Source organism: Chitinophaga polysaccharea (assembly GCF_902150045.1).
Taxonomy (GTDB): domain Bacteria; phylum Bacteroidota; class Bacteroidia; order Chitinophagales; family Chitinophagaceae; genus Chitinophaga; species Chitinophaga polysaccharea_A.
In genome coordinates this window covers 2,514,534-2,531,330 of record NZ_CABFVU010000001.1, presented here as the reverse complement: position 1 = coordinate 2,531,330, position 16,797 = coordinate 2,514,534, and the positions used below count along the sequence as shown (strand labels likewise).

The 16,797-nt window shown below is 45.8% G+C and carries 16 protein-coding genes; 11 read left to right on the top strand and 5 right to left on the bottom strand.

All coding sequences use genetic code 11. The features are described from left to right. Positions 1-17 precede the first annotated feature (17 nt). From FN124_RS10310 to FN124_RS10295, 4 genes are all read right to left on the bottom strand, one after another. Positions 18-707, bottom strand: coding sequence for an outer membrane beta-barrel protein (locus FN124_RS10310; RefSeq protein ID WP_142684645.1), 690 nt, complete (start codon positions 705-707; stop codon positions 18-20). 174 nt (positions 708-881) lie between these two features. Further along, on the bottom strand, positions 882-1,502 hold the full coding sequence (locus FN124_RS10305; protein WP_142684644.1) for a porin family protein: 621 nt from the start codon (positions 1,500-1,502) through the stop codon (positions 882-884). 155 nt (positions 1,503-1,657) lie between these two features. After that, positions 1,658-2,359, bottom strand: coding sequence for a porin family protein (locus FN124_RS10300; protein WP_142684643.1), 702 nt, complete (start codon positions 2,357-2,359; stop codon positions 1,658-1,660). 126 nt (positions 2,360-2,485) lie between these two features. Continuing rightward, entirely contained in the window at positions 2,486-3,892 is a 1,407-nt protein-coding gene (locus FN124_RS10295; protein ID WP_185937151.1) for a TlpA family protein disulfide reductase, read from the bottom strand. Positions 3,893-3,967: 75 nt separating this feature from the next. Between FN124_RS10295 and rlmD the strand changes: the two genes are divergently transcribed. The 11 genes from rlmD (at position 3,968) to FN124_RS10240 (ending at position 15,734) form a co-directional block, all read left to right on the top strand. Continuing rightward, a complete protein-coding gene (gene rlmD, locus FN124_RS10290) occupies positions 3,968-5,428 on the top strand; it encodes a 23S rRNA (uracil(1939)-C(5))-methyltransferase RlmD (protein WP_142684641.1) in 1,461 nt (486 codons plus the stop codon). A 5-nt stretch (positions 5,429-5,433) separates the two neighbouring features. Next, positions 5,434-6,261, top strand: coding sequence for a rhomboid family intramembrane serine protease (locus FN124_RS10285; RefSeq protein WP_142684640.1), 828 nt, complete (start codon positions 5,434-5,436; stop codon positions 6,259-6,261). A gap of 47 nt (positions 6,262-6,308) precedes the next feature. After that, the gene (locus FN124_RS10280; protein ID WP_142684639.1) at positions 6,309-7,241 is read left to right on the top strand and encodes a rhomboid family intramembrane serine protease; all 933 of its coding nucleotides are present in this window, start codon (positions 6,309-6,311) and stop codon (positions 7,239-7,241) included. Between the two features lie 43 nt (positions 7,242-7,284). Then, positions 7,285-8,457, top strand: coding sequence for an endonuclease/exonuclease/phosphatase family protein (locus tag FN124_RS10275; protein WP_142684638.1), 1,173 nt, complete (start codon positions 7,285-7,287; stop codon positions 8,455-8,457). 28 nt (positions 8,458-8,485) lie between these two features. Continuing rightward, complete coding sequence (locus FN124_RS10270) at positions 8,486-9,628, top strand: endonuclease/exonuclease/phosphatase family protein (RefSeq protein WP_512745572.1); 1,143 nt, start codon at positions 8,486-8,488, stop codon at positions 9,626-9,628. A 144-nt stretch (positions 9,629-9,772) separates the two neighbouring features. Next, positions 9,773-11,272 (top strand): cysteine--tRNA ligase, encoded by a 1,500-nt coding sequence (gene cysS, locus FN124_RS10265; protein WP_142684636.1) that lies wholly within the window; start codon positions 9,773-9,775, stop codon positions 11,270-11,272. A 20-nt stretch (positions 11,273-11,292) separates the two neighbouring features. Next, positions 11,293-12,285 (top strand): M28 family peptidase, encoded by a 993-nt coding sequence (locus FN124_RS10260; protein WP_142684635.1) that lies wholly within the window; start codon positions 11,293-11,295, stop codon positions 12,283-12,285. Between the two features lie 65 nt (positions 12,286-12,350). Continuing rightward, positions 12,351-12,992 carry a DNA-3-methyladenine glycosylase family protein gene (locus FN124_RS10255; RefSeq protein WP_142684634.1) on the top strand — a complete coding sequence of 214 codons (642 nt, stop codon included), beginning with the start codon at positions 12,351-12,353 and terminating at the stop codon, positions 12,990-12,992. Positions 12,993-13,033: 41 nt separating this feature from the next. Further along, positions 13,034-13,657, top strand: a complete 624-nt coding sequence (locus tag FN124_RS10250; protein ID WP_142684633.1) for an alpha-ketoglutarate-dependent dioxygenase AlkB family protein — start codon at positions 13,034-13,036, stop codon at positions 13,655-13,657. A gap of 8 nt (positions 13,658-13,665) precedes the next feature. After that, a complete protein-coding gene (locus FN124_RS10245; RefSeq protein WP_142684632.1) occupies positions 13,666-14,553 on the top strand; it encodes an SIR2 family protein in 888 nt (295 codons plus the stop codon). A 119-nt stretch (positions 14,554-14,672) separates the two neighbouring features. After that, entirely contained in the window at positions 14,673-15,734 is a 1,062-nt protein-coding gene (locus tag FN124_RS10240) for an META domain-containing protein (RefSeq protein ID WP_142684631.1), read from the top strand. Positions 15,735-15,921: 187 nt separating this feature from the next. Here the strand turns inward: FN124_RS10240 and FN124_RS10235 are convergent, their stop codons facing one another. Continuing rightward, positions 15,922-16,686, bottom strand: coding sequence for an AraC family transcriptional regulator (locus FN124_RS10235; RefSeq protein WP_142684630.1), 765 nt, complete (start codon positions 16,684-16,686; stop codon positions 15,922-15,924). Positions 16,687-16,797: the final 111 nt, after the last annotated feature.

The window sequence follows — 16,797 nt, the reverse complement described above, 5'->3', positions numbered from 1 at the left end:
GACAAAAACCGTTCCCTTTACCAGTCCTCCCTGTCAAAGAAAAAACCGAGGCTGATGCCCCAATACCTGTTTTTATAATCATTATCCTGTGCCCTGTCTATATCTACCATGCCATATCCATACTGCCCACTCAAAGTAAGACAACAGTTCAATTCCACTCCTGCTATAAAATTCAGCCCTGCATCCCAGCGTTGCAGATCTATGTTTGTACCAAAAATATTGGGGGAAGCTTTAAAGTCCACCTGCTTGGAGCCGGATTGCACCAGTTTTGTTTCAGTGGTATAAGCGGATACACTGTAATCGCCACGTACACAATAAGCAGCATACGGGCCGGCGCCAACCAGCAGCTTTCCAAAGCCTACCGGTACTTTGTATACCAGATGAACCGGCAATTCCAGGTACTTTAATTTCAATTTTGTGGTACCCGAAGCAAACAGGTTAAGGGGATGGGAAACAGCATAATTCAGTCCCGCACCTTTTTCTATATAGCTGACGCCGGGTTGCAGGTAGCCGTTTTTAAACAAGGGTATATTTGTATATAAACCTACCCTCCAGCTGTTTATACGTTTGGTAGCCGGCGCAAAACCATTCCCGGACGACTCCAGCCCGGTGTTGATATAGCCGCCGCGAATACCTAAACTAACCTGTGCATGTGAAGTTATTGTAACAAAAAAAAATGTTACAAAAAGGAGTGTAAAAATTTTCATTAGTGGTTCGGTACTAAAAGGATTATTAATATCAAATCGACATTACTTACTTTGGGGAAAAGGTCTAATGCTCAGTCGGTTACTTAAGAACGAAAATAAGCAAAGGTTTTCATAAAAATAAAAAACCACCCGGGAATTCCGGATGGTTAATAAAAAGTTCACTTGAAGCCCGGGTTATCTGCCGCCAAATTTATAGCCTATCGACACTCCGAATGAGGTATTTTTAAAGCTACGGTCATTGTCTGTATTATCAGCAGTATTTACCAGGCCAAGGCCGGTATTAAGGCCAAAATACAGTCCCATCGGCATTTCGTAACCTACATTGATTCCTAATCCGGCATCAAACCTCTTTTGTTTCAGTACAGTGGCTTCATCATCATATACATCTAAATCACCCAAACCGGTGTCTTTAATTTTTCCTCCTAAACCATAAGCCAGGTAAGGACCTGCAGATAACACCAGTTTGCCTGTACCCACTTCAGGTTTAAACATAAAATGAACCGGCAATTCCAGGTACGACAATGTGGTTTTCACATCTGTATCCTTGTCTTTGCCTCCTTTGCCCGAATAAAGTAATCCTGTTCCGATATAAAATTCATCCGCCAGCGGGATATCCACTGTAACCCCAGCCCTGATACCCGTGAGGAGAGAGCTGGTTTCCTTCCCACTGTTTAAAACAGCATTTTTGGCAGTAATGCTCGAAAACTGAGGTCCTGCAACAATACCCCATTTAGCCTGGCCAAAAGAAAGACTTGCTACCAGTAATGCGGCTGCAGATAATAATACCTTTTTCATGTGTGATGTAATTTGAATGATTGAGGAAAGCGATACCCACAGGTCCGGTATCGCTTTCCTGATTTTTTTGATTGCCAACTAATGAATAAACCTGTTTTTTGCTTGCTTGCAGTTATTACAATTTAATCCTGTAATTGTTTGTTTCACATTCACAGTTATTTTCCTCCGAATAAATAACCGACTGATACACTGAACACACGGTTTTTACTCTTATCGTCTGTACTATTGTCTTCACCAGAGTTCACCTTGGCAAAACCTATCCCATATTGCGCAGAAATCAGGAAGTTACTGAGCTCCGCACCAATCTGCACGTTACCACCCCAGTCGAAACGTTTCATTTTGTTATACGCTGTGTTCGGATCATTGTTAAACGGGGTATCATCATCCCACTTGATGCTTTCTGAACCACTGGCATGTACACCGGCAATAGTGGTTTCGTACTTCTGCTTACCAGCTACGCCAAATGCAAAGTAAGGACCCGCACCGGCAAAGAGACTGGAGCTTTGTCCTATTGGCAACTTAGCCACGAAGTTCAGCGGAATCTCAATGTAAGACGGGTTTATGGTGTACTTGGCGTAAGGGTTCACGGTAGAATTGTTCTTATCCCCGGTTTCCAGTTTGGTACCTTTGGTTGTATAAAACACCCCGGGCTGGAAAGACAAAATTCTGGGAACTAAGGGTAAATCTGCAATGGCACCCACATTAAAACCGGATAATGAACGACTGTCTTTTGTATTTCCGGAGTTATCATAGGTGATGTTGGAGAGATTCCAGCCGGCCTTAATCCCAACTCTTGCCTGAGACATAGCCGCAATAGAAAAGGTTAACGCTGTGAATGATAATAAGATCTTCTTCATAATGTTTGGTTTTATAGTTTGCTAACCCTAAAGCCAAAGACTATGCCAAAGGAATGTTAAACCTAATTAACTGACTGATTATCAATATTAATCGAGGCACATATTCTACATTCTACACTCCTATTTCTACATCCTGGCCGCTGAATCTTTTGGGGCAACCCTGTCCAAAAACTCCTGCAATTGCTCTACACCCAATCTTTTTGCAACTATCTTTTTCTTTTCGTCCAGCAAATAAACCATCGGTGTGCTGTAAACATCATAAAGCCGACGGTAGTTTGTTTCGGCCTCCGGATCTGAGCCATGTATCCAGCCTTTGAGATGATGTTCCTTAATAAACTGCAGCCATTCCTCCCTGGTGCCCTCTGTTTTAACTCCAATCATAGCTACGCCCCTACTCTTCCAGCTGGCGTTCCAGGCGGAGTCGAGGCGCGGGATCTCTGTTTTGCAATGTCCGCAGGTAGGGTCCCAGAAAACAAGCACGGTAAACCTGGCGGGCGTTTTATAAAGGGAAAGCGGCCGGGCTGCGGTATCTTTAAACTGTAGCGGGGCGGCCTGACGTCCAATCAGGTTGGGCGCCATAGTGTATGCCCTGTCCACAATTTTATTGAGCTGCTCGTCGTTCAGCCAGTGAGCTTCTCCCGGTACATAATATTTCTCCACAAGATGTACAAAAACCGCGTCCATTCCCATGTAGGGCGAGCTTTCATAGTTATAGGTAAGCCACCAAAGCACAAACTTAAAAACCTCTTTGCTTTTGCGGGTGCGGGCAATCATGGCATCGCAGTCAACAATAATAGAATCCGGGTGCACGGGGACCAGTTGCGTGAAATACTTTTTCAGCTTGCCTTCCAGGATAGGCGTTCTCACCAGACGGTCGCTTTCCAGGTCCACCTCATCCCAGTAATGACTTTTAAAATAGTGATAAGCAAACAGGGAATCCGCTCCTGCCGGCTGCGGCGGTACTACAGGCTCCTTCATGGCCAGGAAAATGGTACTGAGGATATTACCGGGATGCTCCGCAATAAAGCCTGTTCTGAATTCCTGGATCTTTTTTCCCAGTTCCTGCTGCAGTGGTTGCACTTTTGCGGAATCTGCCGCCGTACGGGCTGTTTGCAGCTGCTGCTGGATACTCCGGCTCAATGTTTCCTGTTTGAACAGGAATTTGTTGTAGGCCAGGAATCCTTCATTGTCAGGGCTGCCTTTATACACCGTTTTATTAACTAGATCGCTGGTGTCGATAGCTACACTGAAAACCTGTTGTTTATCTATCAGGGTTTCTATATACTGCTGTTTACCGGGCAATACCAGCAGATAAATACCAGGTAACAGCTTCTCCCTGCCTTTCAGCACCACCTCTCCTGCCGGGCTTACATCTGCAGAGTCGGCCAGGTAGGTGGACCTGCCCATGTAATGCGCCAGGAAAAATTTCCCGCCGGTGAAGTTTTTCAGCTTTACTGAAATCTGGTACCCCTGCGCCTGCAGGCTAAATGCCCCCATCAGGGCCACGATCAGTAGTGCAAATAATCTACGCATAATGTTTGGAAACAATATGTAAATGTAAGCGGAAAAAAATAAAAAAGGAAAGCGGTGTGCTGAATGGTAATTCATATGAATTACGAGGCAGGATTCAGCATTTCAATTACCTTTGCAGCCGTGAGGAAAAAAAATGTTGTTTTAGAAAATGTACCGGTTACTGCTTATGCAGCAGAAGGTAAAGCCCTGGCCCGTCACGACGGGAAAGTTGTATTTATTGAAGGCGGGGTAGTTCCCGGCGATGTGGTAGATGTTCGTCTTGGTAAAAACAAGAAAGACTGGGCGGAAGGGAAAGTAGTGCACTTTCACAGCTATTCAGATAAAAGAGTAACTCCTTTTTGCCAGCATTTTGGCACCTGTGGCGGATGTAAATGGCAGATGCTGCCTTATGCGCTTCAACTGGAGTATAAACAACAACAGGTGGCAGATCACCTGCAACGCATCGGGAAACTGGCGCTACCGCCAATGGATCCTATCCTTGGCAGCGCCCATACCGAATATTACCGCAATAAACTGGAATTTACCTTCAGCAACAAAGCATATCTTACCAACGAAGAGATCAGGGCCAACGATGGTGAAATACCTGTAAGACCCGCACTGGGCTTCCATGTACCCAAACTGTTCGATAAAGTGCTGAATATAGATACCTGCTACCTGATGCAGGAACCGGTAAACCTGATCCGCAATACCATCCGTGAATACGCGGTTTCCCACGACTTCACTTTTTACGATATCCGTGCCCAGCAGGGATGGCTGCGTAACCTGGTAGTCCGTTTATGTACTACCGGTGAGATCATGGTAAACCTGGTGATCCGTCATGAAGACAAGCCCAACAGGATTGCGTTGCTGGATCATCTGCTGAAAACGGTTCCGGCTATCACCACAGTGCTGTATACCATTAACCCGAAAGGAAACGACAGCATCTTCGACCTGGAACCGAAAATATATTTTGGTAAGGGATATGCTGAAGAGAAACTGGAAGAATTTGTTTTCAAGATAGGTCCGAAATCCTTTTTTCAGACCAATACCTACCAGGGAGAAGTATTATATAAAGTAACGCGGGATTTTGCCGGGTTAACCGGGTCGGAAATCGTATATGACCTATATTGCGGTACCGGCAGCATCGGCATCTTCGTGTCGCGCAACGCCCGCAAAGTGGTAGGTATTGAACTGATCAAAGAAGCGATAGACGATGCAAAGGAAAACGCCGCCCGCAATAATGTGAACAATGCCACCTTTTTTGCAGGCGATGTAGTGGATATTTGTAATGATGAGTTTTTTGCACAGCATGGCCAGCCGGATGTGATCATCACAGATCCCCCACGGGCAGGCATGCACGAAAAACTGGTAAATAAATTGCTGGAAATCGGTGCCCCTAAAATTGTATATGTTAGCTGTAACCCCGCTACACAAGCCAGGGACCTGGCTTTGCTGGATTCACTCTATACAGTGGAAAAGGTACAACCGGTAGACATGTTCCCGCACACCCATCACATCGAAAATGTGGTGTTGTTGAAAAAAAGAGATAATAACTAGCTACAATGAACGAGTACAGGCCCGGAAAATTTCAGTACCTGCCAATGGTGATCAAAAACCTGATGATCATTAATGGTTTGGTCTGGTTAGTGCAGATTACGCTGCTGAGCAAATTTGATTATGATCTGAGTCGTTTGTTTGCCCTCCACTACTGGGGCTCCGAACTATTCAAGCCACATCAGTTTATCACCCACCTGTTCCTGCACGATCCGAAGAACATCACACATGTGCTCTTCAATATGTTTACCCTGTGGATGTTTGGCGCTACCCTGGAAAATTTATGGGGGCCCAAGCGTTTCCTGATCTTCTACCTGATCTGCGGACTGGGCGCCGCTCTCTGCCACATGGGCGTGCTCACTTATGAAAATGTGAACCTTAACAGGTATGCCGTACAATTCCTGAACGACCCCAGTTTTTCAAATTTTGTGGCACTGGATAATAAATTCGATATCGGCAACCTGGCCAACTTCAACATGGAAAGCCTGAAAGGCGCATTGGCTGCCCATGACCCTGAAGCAATAGAAATGGCCAGGCTGTATGTCAGAAATTATGTGGCCTATTACCGGAACGGTGCTACAGTAGGCGCTTCCGGGGCAGTATACGGTATCCTTTTCGCATTCGGGTACCTGTTCCCCAACCGCTACCTCTATTTCTTCGCCATGATACCTATCAGGGCTAAATTTGTGGTTGGCTTTATGATCCTGGGAGAACTATGGTCCGGTATACAGAATTCTGCAGGCGATAACGTGGCCCATTTCGCCCACCTTGGTGGCGCGCTCTTTGCTTACCTGCTGCTGAGAGGATGGAATAAGAGCAGAACAGATTTTTATTAAGACAACTGTATTATTGACGTATTTTTGTATTGAAAAATATTTGTACCATGCATGCGTTGGAAAAAGAGAAATTGCCCCGCCTCTCTTTAGGAGAAGGAAGAAATATGGTGACACACCTGATGGTCGTTAATCTTACGATTTTCGTTTTCCTTTTTTTCACCCTTGTTATATACCAGATGGAGCAGGTTGGCGAGCCACGGTTCCACCAGGATATTATGACCTGGTTGAGGCTACCGGCAGATCCCTCTAAATTACTGACCCGTCCGTGGACGCTGGTCACCTCCTTATTTACACACATTAGCTTCTGGCAGATCTTCTCCAATATGGTATGGCTGTGGTGCTTCGGCACTTTCATGCAGCACCTGGCAGGCTACCAGCGGATTTTACCCCTCTATCTCTTTGGAGGTATATGCAGTAATCTTGTTTATGTAGCTGCCATGCAGCTGATCCCTTCTTTTCATGCCCTGGCAGCCAATGAGTATGCTCTCGGCGCCGCCGGCAGTATAATGGCTATTGCAGTGGGAGTAACCACCATCGCCCCCCGTTACCGCATATTTCCTTTACTGGCAGGAGGAATTTCTCTCTGGATCATTACCCTCGTTTTTGTAATCCTCTCTGTTGGAGCACTGATGGCTTCTTCCAGTTATGGATATACTTATATCCCCGGACTGGCAGGTGGGGCCCTGACAGGCTGGTTCTTTATGTACCAGTGGAAAAAAGGCACAGACCTCGGCGCAGGTTTCAACAGGCTTACCTTTAAGCTCACTCATGTATTTCACCCTGCATCCCAACGTATCAACCCGGACGATTTTAAAAAGAAAAACTCCCCGGCGGATGCCGAGCAGCAGCCATACAGGCGCATTGGCAAAGTACCTGAGCAAAAACTGAATGAAATCCTTGATAAGATCAACGAATACGGGTTAGCCTCCCTTACTGCAGAGGAACGAGATACTTTATTAAGAGCAAGCAAAACAAAATAAAAGTATTACGGATTAGAAAATACTTTCACTGATAAAAGGGAAGATGTTAACGGCACAGAACCGCTGTCATCTTCCCTTTTTTTTGTACTTTAACCAGGATCGCAATTGCTTGTTCCCTATGCTGAAAATTATTGTACGTAGTGCCTTGCGCTGGAGCAACGTTTGCTTGGTGGCAGCCCTTCTCCTTAGCGTCTTTCTTCCTTATCTCAACCCCGGTAAATGCTGGCCGGCAGGGTTCTCCGGATTCTTATTTCCTTTGCTTTTCCCCCTCTGTTTAATATACACCGGGCTATGGGCCTGGCGCCGGAACCGGAAGTATATGTGGATAAATATAATAGCAATGCTCTGCGCCCTGCCCGCAGCCTTAACTACCTGGGGCGTTCACATCTTCCGGAAAAATATATTACTCCCGCAAACCAATAGCCGGCAGTTTACGCTCATGACCTATAATACCAGCAGTATGGGTTTGGTGAGATATGTAACGGATAAAGACAGGGAAGCCGCGATCTACAATACCATTGCCTACGGTAGCCCGGACATACTTTGTTTACAGGAGTTTTACACGAATGATCAACCCGGCAAGGAAGATCATATTCAACGCATCAGGTATGCAGGGAATTATCCGTACCATTATTTCACAGATGATAAAACACACTGGGAAAGCTGGCATTACGGCATTGCGCTGTTTTCCCGCTATCCCTTGATCAAAGCTGCTGCTGTCCGCTGCGGGGAAAGCTCATTCGGAAGCGGCAGTACTTTCCTCCAGGTCGATATTGCGATAAAAGGAGATACTTTCCGGGTATTTTCTGTTCAGCTAACTTCGTATATGTTTAACAGTGAGGATTATGAGAAGATGAAAGCTCCCAAAGGAACCGGCCTTGTGTATAAAATGAGACGCACCTTCCGGGCAAGGTCCGACCAGGCTCTCCAGCTGGCGGCGCTGGTTGCCCAAAGTCCTTACCCGGCCATTGTATGCGGCGATTTTAACGACACCCCTGTTTCATTCACCTATAAAACCATCAGCCGCGGGATGCAGGATGCATTCCTGAAAACAAATGCCGGCTGGGGGCGAACACTCTCGTATTTATCGCCCTCCCTGCGGATAGATTACATACTGGCACAATCTCCGGTGAACATTCACGGCAGTAAGGTTTTCCACCCCGGGACATCAGAGCATTTTCCGGTGATGGCCTGTCTTTCATTGAAAAAAAACTAACTTTAGTACTTCAACAAAGTATGACGCGGTGCGCTTTTTAAGACTATTTACGAAAGGATTTTTTCTGATCATCAATTTCGCCGTGGTATTACTTTTCCTGGCAGCCTGTATGGCACCATATATTTCACCGGCGTGGTTCTGGCCCATCAGTTTTATTACGCTGGCGTTCCCCTTCCTGTTGGGTATACTGGTGATATTCCTGGTAGGATGGTTGTTTTTTAATTATCGCTATGCCTTATTGTCGCTGATTGCCCTCCTGCTTGGCTGGAAGTCCATCAGTGCTTTTGTAGCCTTTAAGATGCCGGCCGGCAATAAGGCCGTTACAGGTGGCAATACCCTTACTGTAATGAGCTATAATGTGAGCCAGTTTGGACTATACCGCGAAAAAGACAGCAAATATAACCGGCAGGCTATGTTTGCCATGATCAAAAAACAGGAACTGGATATTGCCTGCTTCCAGGATTTTTATACCTCTGAAAAGAAAAATGATTTTAATAACCGCGAGGATATTTCCCGGGAAATGGAATTGCCTTACCGTTACTTTTCCAGCGACTTTAACCGGGATGGCATGCAACACTGGGGCTCTATCATTTACTCCCGCTTCCCCATTATTGCATCCGATAAAGTGAAAATGAGCGACGGCCCGAGAAGCGAAAGCCTTATCTATGCCGATATTGTGAAAAACCAGGATACTCTCAGGATCATTAATATGCACCTGGAATCCTATCGCTTCAACGAAAAAGATTACTCTGCCATCCGGAAAATCAAAAACCAGGAAGACACCGGGCTGAAAGCGACCAAAAGCATTATCCAGAAAATGCGCGACGCGTATATCCGCCGCAGTCAGCAAGCCGATATTGTAGGCAATTTTATCCGGCAAAGCCCATATCCTGTGATCGTGTGTGGCGACTTTAACGATACCCCGGCCTCTTACACCTACTTTACCATTAAAGGCGACCTGCAGGACGCTTTTCTGCAAAAAGGTTTCGGAATTGGCCGTACTTTTACAGGGCTTGCACCTACCTTGCGTATTGACTATGTTTTTGTCAGTAACCATTTCAAGGTAAACAGCTTCCGGAAAATAAACTCAGACCTGTCTGACCATTATCCTGTAATTACCAATCTTAGCCTGATCGGTAGCGGAAAAACAGTAGTAGAAGTAAATAAATAACTGTAACCAATTATGAAAATGTATAATATTTTTATCGCTGACCGATGTTGTTGCCTGCTTATACCAGGAAAACAATTTTTATCTTTGCCATCCATCAACAAAAAATAAGATGTCAGCTATATTGACATCTGTCATTTACAGCATATGTCAGAACTAAGGATATATAATTCATTACACCGTCAGAAAGAAGTATTTACACCTTTACACCCGGGCCACGTTGGTATGTATGTGTGCGGCCCCACTGTTTCCGGCGAATCACACCTCGGACATGCCCGCCCCTATATTACATTTGATGTAGTATTCCGCTATTTGCAGCACCTTGGATATAAAGTACGCTACGTACGCAATATTACCGACGCGGGGCACTTTGAAGAAGAAGGCCGCGCTGCAGAAGATAAAATTTCCAAGTTTGCCATACTGGAAAAACTGGAGCCCATGGAACTGGTACAGAAATACACTAACCTGTACCACTGGGCCATGCTGCAGTTTGGCTGTCTTGAGCCAAGCATTGAGCCCACTGCCACCGGGCATATCATTGAGCAGATTGAAATGATCAAAACCATCATGGAAAAAGGCTATGCCTATGAAGTGGATGGCAGTGTATATTTCGATGTAAAAAAATACGCCGCCGGCTTTGATTATGGTATCCTGAGCGGCCGGGTACTGGAGGATATGCTGGAAACCACCAGGGAACTGGAAGGCCAGGACGACAAACATAATAAAGCAGACTTTGCCCTCTGGAAAAAAGCGCCGCCGGAACACATTATGCGCTGGCCAAGCCCTTGGGGCGAGGGCTTCCCCGGATGGCATATTGAGTGCTCTGCCATGAGCGCCAAATACCTGGGCAAACAGTTCGATATTCATGGCGGTGGCATGGACCTACAGTTCCCGCATCACGAATGTGAAATCGCACAAAGTGAAATTGCGCACGGCGAAATGATGGCCCGTTACTGGATGCACAATAACATGATCACCATCAACGGCCGTAAAATGGGCAAGGCTTATGGCAACACCATTAAGCTCACTGAAATGTTTTCCGGTGAAAATCCGCAACTGGATAAGCCATACAGCCCGATGACCATCCGCTTCTTCGTTTTGCAAACACATTACCGCAGTACCCTGGATTTTTCCAACGAGGCTCTGCAGGCTGCGGAAAAAGGATTGCAACGCTTATGGGCAGCCTATGAAACATTACAGAAGCTCAACTATACCGGCGGCAACGGCCAGGGCATTAATGAAGAACTGGATAAGCAGGTGCGCCAGTGGTGCCTTGAATGCCCTGAGTTTATGAACGACGATTTCAATACGGCAAAAGTATTGGCCAACCTGTTTGAGCTTACACCGGTGATCAATTCACTGAAAGGCGGGCAGATAAAAATGCATGAAATAAGCGAAGATACTTTCCTGCTGCTGCAACAAACCTGGAAAACCTATCTCGTAGATATTCTCGGTATCCAACAGGAAGCCATCGCAGGGGAAGACAATAAGCTGGATGGTGTATTACGGATGCTGATTGAAATGAGAAAAGAAGCCAAGAGCCGCAGGGACTATGCAACTTCAGATAAAATCCGTAACGAATTATTATCTGTAGGCATTCAGCTGAAAGATGAAAAAGACGGTACCGTTTCTTATAGTCTTCAATAAAATAAATATTCCGGAAGATAATGCGTAAAGCTCTTATTACGCTGACGGCGCTGGCCTTACTGGCCGGCGCCTGCCAGCAGAACAGTCAGACAACCGATAACACCAGCGACAGTACAGGCGCCAGCAAAGTGACTAAAGTAGCCGTACCGGCACCCGCTTTCCAGGCAGATTCCGCATATGCATACACTGCCAGGCAGGTGAGCTTCGGGCCCAGGATCCCTAACACCCCTGCACAGGAAAAATGCGCCAGCTGGCTGATCAGCAATTTCCGTAACTGGGCAGATACCGTATATGTACAGCGTACCACTGTTACGGGGCCTAAAAATGAAAAACTGCCCTGCATTAATATTATCGCCAGTTTCAATCCCGCTGCCAAACAGCGCGTTTTACTACTGGCCCACTGGGATACCCGCCCCTGGGCAGATGAAGACGCCTTTGATAAAACAAAGAAACTGGATGGTGCGGATGACGGCGCCAGCGGTGTGGCGGTACTGATGGAAGCCGCCCGGCAGTTTCATAAACAAAAACCGGAAGCCGGAGTAGATATCCTGCTGGTAGATGTGGAAGATTACGGTGCTAAAAATGATGAAAACTCATTTTGCCTGGGCACCCAGTACTGGGCTAAAAATCCGCATATTCCCGGTTATAAAGCCAACTACGGCATACTCCTGGATATGGTAGGCGGACGGGGCTCCCAATTCTATATGGAAGGCTCTTCCAAACAATATGCTGGCGCTCAAATGAAAATGTTCTGGGATGTAGCCAACCAGCTCGGCTATTCAGACCTGTTCCGTTATGAGAACAACGGCGCCTTTATCACAGATGATCACATCGCGGTAAATACCATCGCCAATATTCCCACATTCGATATCATTGCGTTACAGGCAAACAACGATTTTGCTCCTCACTGGCATACCCAGAACGATAATATGGATGTGATTGACCGGAAAACACTGCAGGCAGTAGGACAAACACTGTTGCAGGTGATTTATACCCAGCCGTTCAGCTACTAATATCCGCCGTGAAAGCCGGGGTAATGGAATGATGTGACGTATTAACTTTTATAAAAAGATAGTTTATGCCCAGGTCAAAAAGTACCCCGGATGTTGCTCCGGTGCATTATGTGACACATCTCAGCAAGGATAAAAGACTACAGAAAATAATCAGCGGCCCTTTAACGGAACTGGCTATACGAAAAAACATTTGCCTGAAACTGATCGGCTCTATTATGAGCCAGCAGCTCTCCACCAAAGTAGCAGATGTGATTTACGCCCGGTTCCTGGCCCTCTATGGCGGCAAAGAGCCAACTGCACAGCAGATACTGGACACTCCACCCCTGACACTCCGCGGCATTGGTTTATCCAATGCAAAAGTAACCTATGTGCATAACGTGGCGGCGTTTGTGATTGCCGAAAAAATAACCGATAACAAACTGAAAAAAATGGGCAACGAAGAAGTGATTGCCTACCTTACTCAAATCAAAGGTGTTGGCCGCTGGACAGTGGAGATGCTGCTGATGTTCTACCTGGGTCGCGAAGATGTATTTGCAATGGACGACTGGGGCCTGCAACAGGCAATAGTGAAACTGTACAAACTGGACCGTGAAGACAAAAAAGCGTTCCGCGATAAACTGGTCAGTATCTCTGAAAAATGGTCGCCCTACCGAACCCATGCCTGCCGCTATTTATGGGCCTGGAAAGATAATACGCCGGATAAATAACATTACATATACAGTGCGTAGCACGATGGTAAATTTGTGTTATGAATGTGCAGGGAAGTTTTTTTAATGAAGAGGATGCCACGAAGATTTCATTACTGAATGGAGAGCTGGCTTACTATCCGCAGTTTTTTAACGGGCAGGAAAGCAGTCATTTTATGCAGATTCTCCTGGAAACCATCAACTGGAAACAGGAGTCCATGAAAATGTACGGTAAAGAAGTATTATTCCCCCGTTTGATGGCCTGGTATGGAGATGCAGCCACGTCCTACAGTTTTTCCGGGAATGTTTTTCAGCCTGAGCCCTGGACAGCCGGTTTGCTGCAGATACGCGACCGCATTACTCCCATCAGCGGCCAGGTATTCAACAGCGTGTTACTGAACCTCTACCGTAACGGCAACGACTCTATGGGCTGGCATGCAGACGATGAACCTGAACTGGGCCGTCACCCGGTAATTGCTTCGGTAAATTTTGGCGCTACCCGCCGCTTCCAGCTGCGTTATAAAAGTGAGCATCAACGAAAGTATGAACTATTGCTGCAACATGGCTCCCTCCTGGTTATGAAAGGACCGTTGCAGGAATACTGGGAGCACCAGGTTCCGAAAACCACTAAAGTATCAGACGGAAGAATTAACCTCACCTTCCGGTTTATCCACCCTAAAAGATAGCATGTACTATGAAAAACCTCGTATTATTAATCGGAAATGACATTAACAACATTTCCCGCGGCCAGAGCTGGAAAGACCTGCTGCAGGATATCATCACCTTCTGCCATGCAGGCGACTGCGTGGAACTGGACGATAAAAAACCATTCCCTCTCCTGTATGAAGAAATCTTTCTCACCGCCAGTAAAAATCACCGGATAAGAGAAAAAGACCTCAAATCATTTATCGCCATTAAAGCAGCAGAAATAAAGGCCAACCCGCTGCACGAGGCTATCCGTGAACTTAAACCCTCACATATCCTGACTACCAACTACGAATTTACGCTGGAAGGACAGATACCACTGGAAAACACCAGCATCATCAAAGAAAAGTTTTATAGTATTTTCAGGAGATATGAAGTAGGCAATATCCATTACTGGCATATTCATGGCGATTGCCTCAACCCGATGAGCATTAACCTTGGTTTTGAGCACTATGGCGGACAATTGCAGCTGATGCGCAACTACGTGGTAAGCGGTACCGTGTACTCCTCCAAAGAAGTGCCCAAACCCTCTCTGCTCCGTCGTATTCATTCCAGAGAGGTATACTTCCACTCCTGGATCGATCTCTTCTTTACAGAAGATATACACATCTTCGGGCTCTCGCTCGATTTTGTTGAAACAGATCTCTGGTGGCTGCTGACTTACAGGGCAAGACAAAAGTTTCATCATAAAAATGTGCCGGTGCCCAACCAGATCGTCTACTATATCCCCGAAGAATATGTTGCAGCATCCAAGTTTAAGCTGGACCTGCTCATTGCAAATGATGTAACCATTGTGAGCCTTCCGGGGAAAGATAAACTGGCTTATTACGAATCAATTATCAAACAGATAGGAAAGTCACACCCAAAGCCCACTTAGGCAGCAGGTAACACCCGCCCATAAAGCGAACTGGCAGCGTTTTTGCAAAATGTGAATCATTCCTTCAAAAGAGATAACCTCATGACTCCTTTTGTTGTTAATCATTAAAATCTATATTTATGTTATTCTCGTTAGCAATCACCCTCGCCACCACCTTTATGGCCCCGGTACAAAACAAACAACAACAGGTCAAAACACAGGTCATCTATGTAAAAGAATCCAGGGAACCCTGTACCGGTGTGGCTCCTATGGAGTGTTTGCAGATAAAAGGAGTAAATGATACAGAATGGTCAAATTTATATACCAACATCAGCGGTTTTAAATATACACCCGGTTACCGGTACAAACTCCGCGTAAGAATTACACAAATAAAGAACCCGCCGGCCGATGGCTCCTCCCTGAAATATACCCTGACCAAAGTGCTGGAAAAAAAGAAGATCGCAAACGCAGGACTATCTGCCGCTACAGGAAAGAAATGGGTATTGGTGAAAATGGATAACGAAGCTGTTACCGACGGGACTATCTGGATGGAATTTGATCCTGCACAAAAACGTATTCATGGCAAAAGCGGCTGCAATAGTATGATGGGCGCCTATACAATATCCGGTAATAGTATCACTCTTTCCAAAACCGCCGGTACCCTGATGGCTTGCCCCGACCGCGACATGATGCGTCGCGAAACCACTTTCATGAAACAACTGGGCGATCAAACCTTCCAGTACACTGTATCCGGGCAAACTGTAAGCCTCCTGCAAAACGGGAATACAATACTGCAATTCCGTCTGGAAGAAAAAAACGGCAATGCCTCTGGTAATACCAGCAATAATAACTGGGCCTCTGTTAGCAATAAAAAATGGACGCTGAAAATGATCAATGAAGGGGTGATCAGCAACTCCGGTATCTGGCTGCAGTTCGATGCCGCTAAAAAACGCTTCAGCGGCAAAGGCGGTTGTAATAACATTTCCGGTAGCTATACCATCGCTGGTAATAAGATCACCTTCTCCCAGACAATGAGCACCCGCATGATGTGCGGAGATGCCGATGTAATGCACCGTGAATCCGATTTCCTGAAACTAATCAGCGATAATTCCTTCCGGTATGATGTGGCGGAACAAACACTCAACCTTTACAAAGACGGGAAAATTGTAGTCATGTTTGGCATGCAGGATAAAACATTATAACCATAAAAAAGTAGGTAGGTTTATCCTTCCTGCTTTTTTATTTGATACTCTACGGCTGGAATAAATCAATTACCTATGGCAACACTTCTTCTTCCGCTTATTCATTTTCCTAAAAGGATGATGCGCTCCTTCAAACAAATGATTATCAACACTATCTCTTCTGTCATCTCTCATCCCCTCCCGTAAATTACCGTTGCATAAAACCCGTTGGGCTCTCTCCTGCAAAGGTTTTGAACTCACGAGTAAGATGGGCATGATCATAAAAACCATTATCCAACGCAAGCGATAATAAATGAGGATTCGGTAGCTTTTCCAGTTGCTGCTTCAGGCTTATGAATCTTACAATGCGGCTGAATGTTTTAGGAGACACCCCTGTTACCCGCAAAAAATGTCTTTCAAAATTACGGGGGCTCATATATGCCTGTGCCGCCAATACATTAATGGCAATATCTCCCTTCGTTTGCCTTATCAAAGCAATGCTGTTTTGTATTTTACCGGAGACGATACTCACTGCAGGTAGCCGCTGCAAAAGAAACGATTCCAGGCATTTCATTTTTGCCGTTATCCCTGCAGCTTTTAGCAGCAATGGTTCCAGGGTTACATGCCATCCCGAAGCAACATCGCACAGGGGAGCCTGGGCATCCGTAATTAATTGCAAAGGCATACCGGTGAATGCGCTCATCCCTCCCGGTTTAAAACGGACTCCTAACAAATAGGTACCGGCATTAAGCGCTGTATCCTGGAAAGTAGTCATGGTTCCTACAACAAATGCATTGCCCGGTAATATTCTCATCTCCCCATCAGCTGTTATAACATCTTCACTGATATTAAAAATAATATCCGCACAGGTATCCGGCAATATACGCTGCTGCGTAAATTGCGTACCGCCAGCTGTCCAGTAGGCGTCTACATATGAAGTCAATAGCGGATGTGGCCGGAACTCTTTATACATAGCATGTAAATTAAAATATTCTTGCGAATTACGGTTCTATACATAGCTCCGCCAATGGAAGAAGATCTTCGCATGACTACCTGTATATAAAACCATAACCCGCAAGCTTAA

What these genes read in the sequence shown, in the direction of transcription:
- FN124_RS10285 (WP_142684640.1), top strand. Translation starts at nt 5,434, where the DNA reads ATGAACGAGTACAGGCCCGGAAAATTTCAGTACCTGCCAATGGTGATC.
- FN124_RS10235 (WP_142684630.1), bottom strand. Translation starts at nt 16,686, where the DNA reads ATGTATAAAGAGTTCCGGCCACATCCGCTATTGACTTCATATGTAGAC.
- FN124_RS10250 (WP_142684633.1), top strand. Translation starts at nt 13,034, where the DNA reads ATGAATGTGCAGGGAAGTTTTTTTAATGAAGAGGATGCCACGAAGATT.
- FN124_RS10255 (WP_142684634.1), top strand. Translation starts at nt 12,351, where the DNA reads ATGCCCAGGTCAAAAAGTACCCCGGATGTTGCTCCGGTGCATTATGTG.
- FN124_RS10245 (WP_142684632.1), top strand. Translation starts at nt 13,666, where the DNA reads ATGAAAAACCTCGTATTATTAATCGGAAATGACATTAACAACATTTCC.
- FN124_RS10240 (WP_142684631.1), top strand. Translation starts at nt 14,673, where the DNA reads ATGTTATTCTCGTTAGCAATCACCCTCGCCACCACCTTTATGGCCCCG.
- FN124_RS10295 (WP_185937151.1), bottom strand. Translation starts at nt 3,892, where the DNA reads ATGCGTAGATTATTTGCACTACTGATCGTGGCCCTGATGGGGGCATTT.
- FN124_RS10300 (WP_142684643.1), bottom strand. Translation starts at nt 2,359, where the DNA reads ATGAAGAAGATCTTATTATCATTCACAGCGTTAACCTTTTCTATTGCG.
- FN124_RS10280 (WP_142684639.1), top strand. Translation starts at nt 6,309, where the DNA reads ATGCATGCGTTGGAAAAAGAGAAATTGCCCCGCCTCTCTTTAGGAGAA.
- FN124_RS10310 (WP_142684645.1), bottom strand. Translation starts at nt 707, where the DNA reads ATGAAAATTTTTACACTCCTTTTTGTAACATTTTTTTTTGTTACAATA.
- FN124_RS10260 (WP_142684635.1), top strand. Translation starts at nt 11,293, where the DNA reads ATGCGTAAAGCTCTTATTACGCTGACGGCGCTGGCCTTACTGGCCGGC.
- FN124_RS10305 (WP_142684644.1), bottom strand. Translation starts at nt 1,502, where the DNA reads ATGAAAAAGGTATTATTATCTGCAGCCGCATTACTGGTAGCAAGTCTT.
- rlmD (WP_142684641.1), top strand. Translation starts at nt 3,968, where the DNA reads ATGAATTACGAGGCAGGATTCAGCATTTCAATTACCTTTGCAGCCGTG.
- cysS (WP_142684636.1), top strand. Translation starts at nt 9,773, where the DNA reads ATGTCAGAACTAAGGATATATAATTCATTACACCGTCAGAAAGAAGTA.
- FN124_RS10275 (WP_142684638.1), top strand. Translation starts at nt 7,285, where the DNA reads ATGTTAACGGCACAGAACCGCTGTCATCTTCCCTTTTTTTTGTACTTT.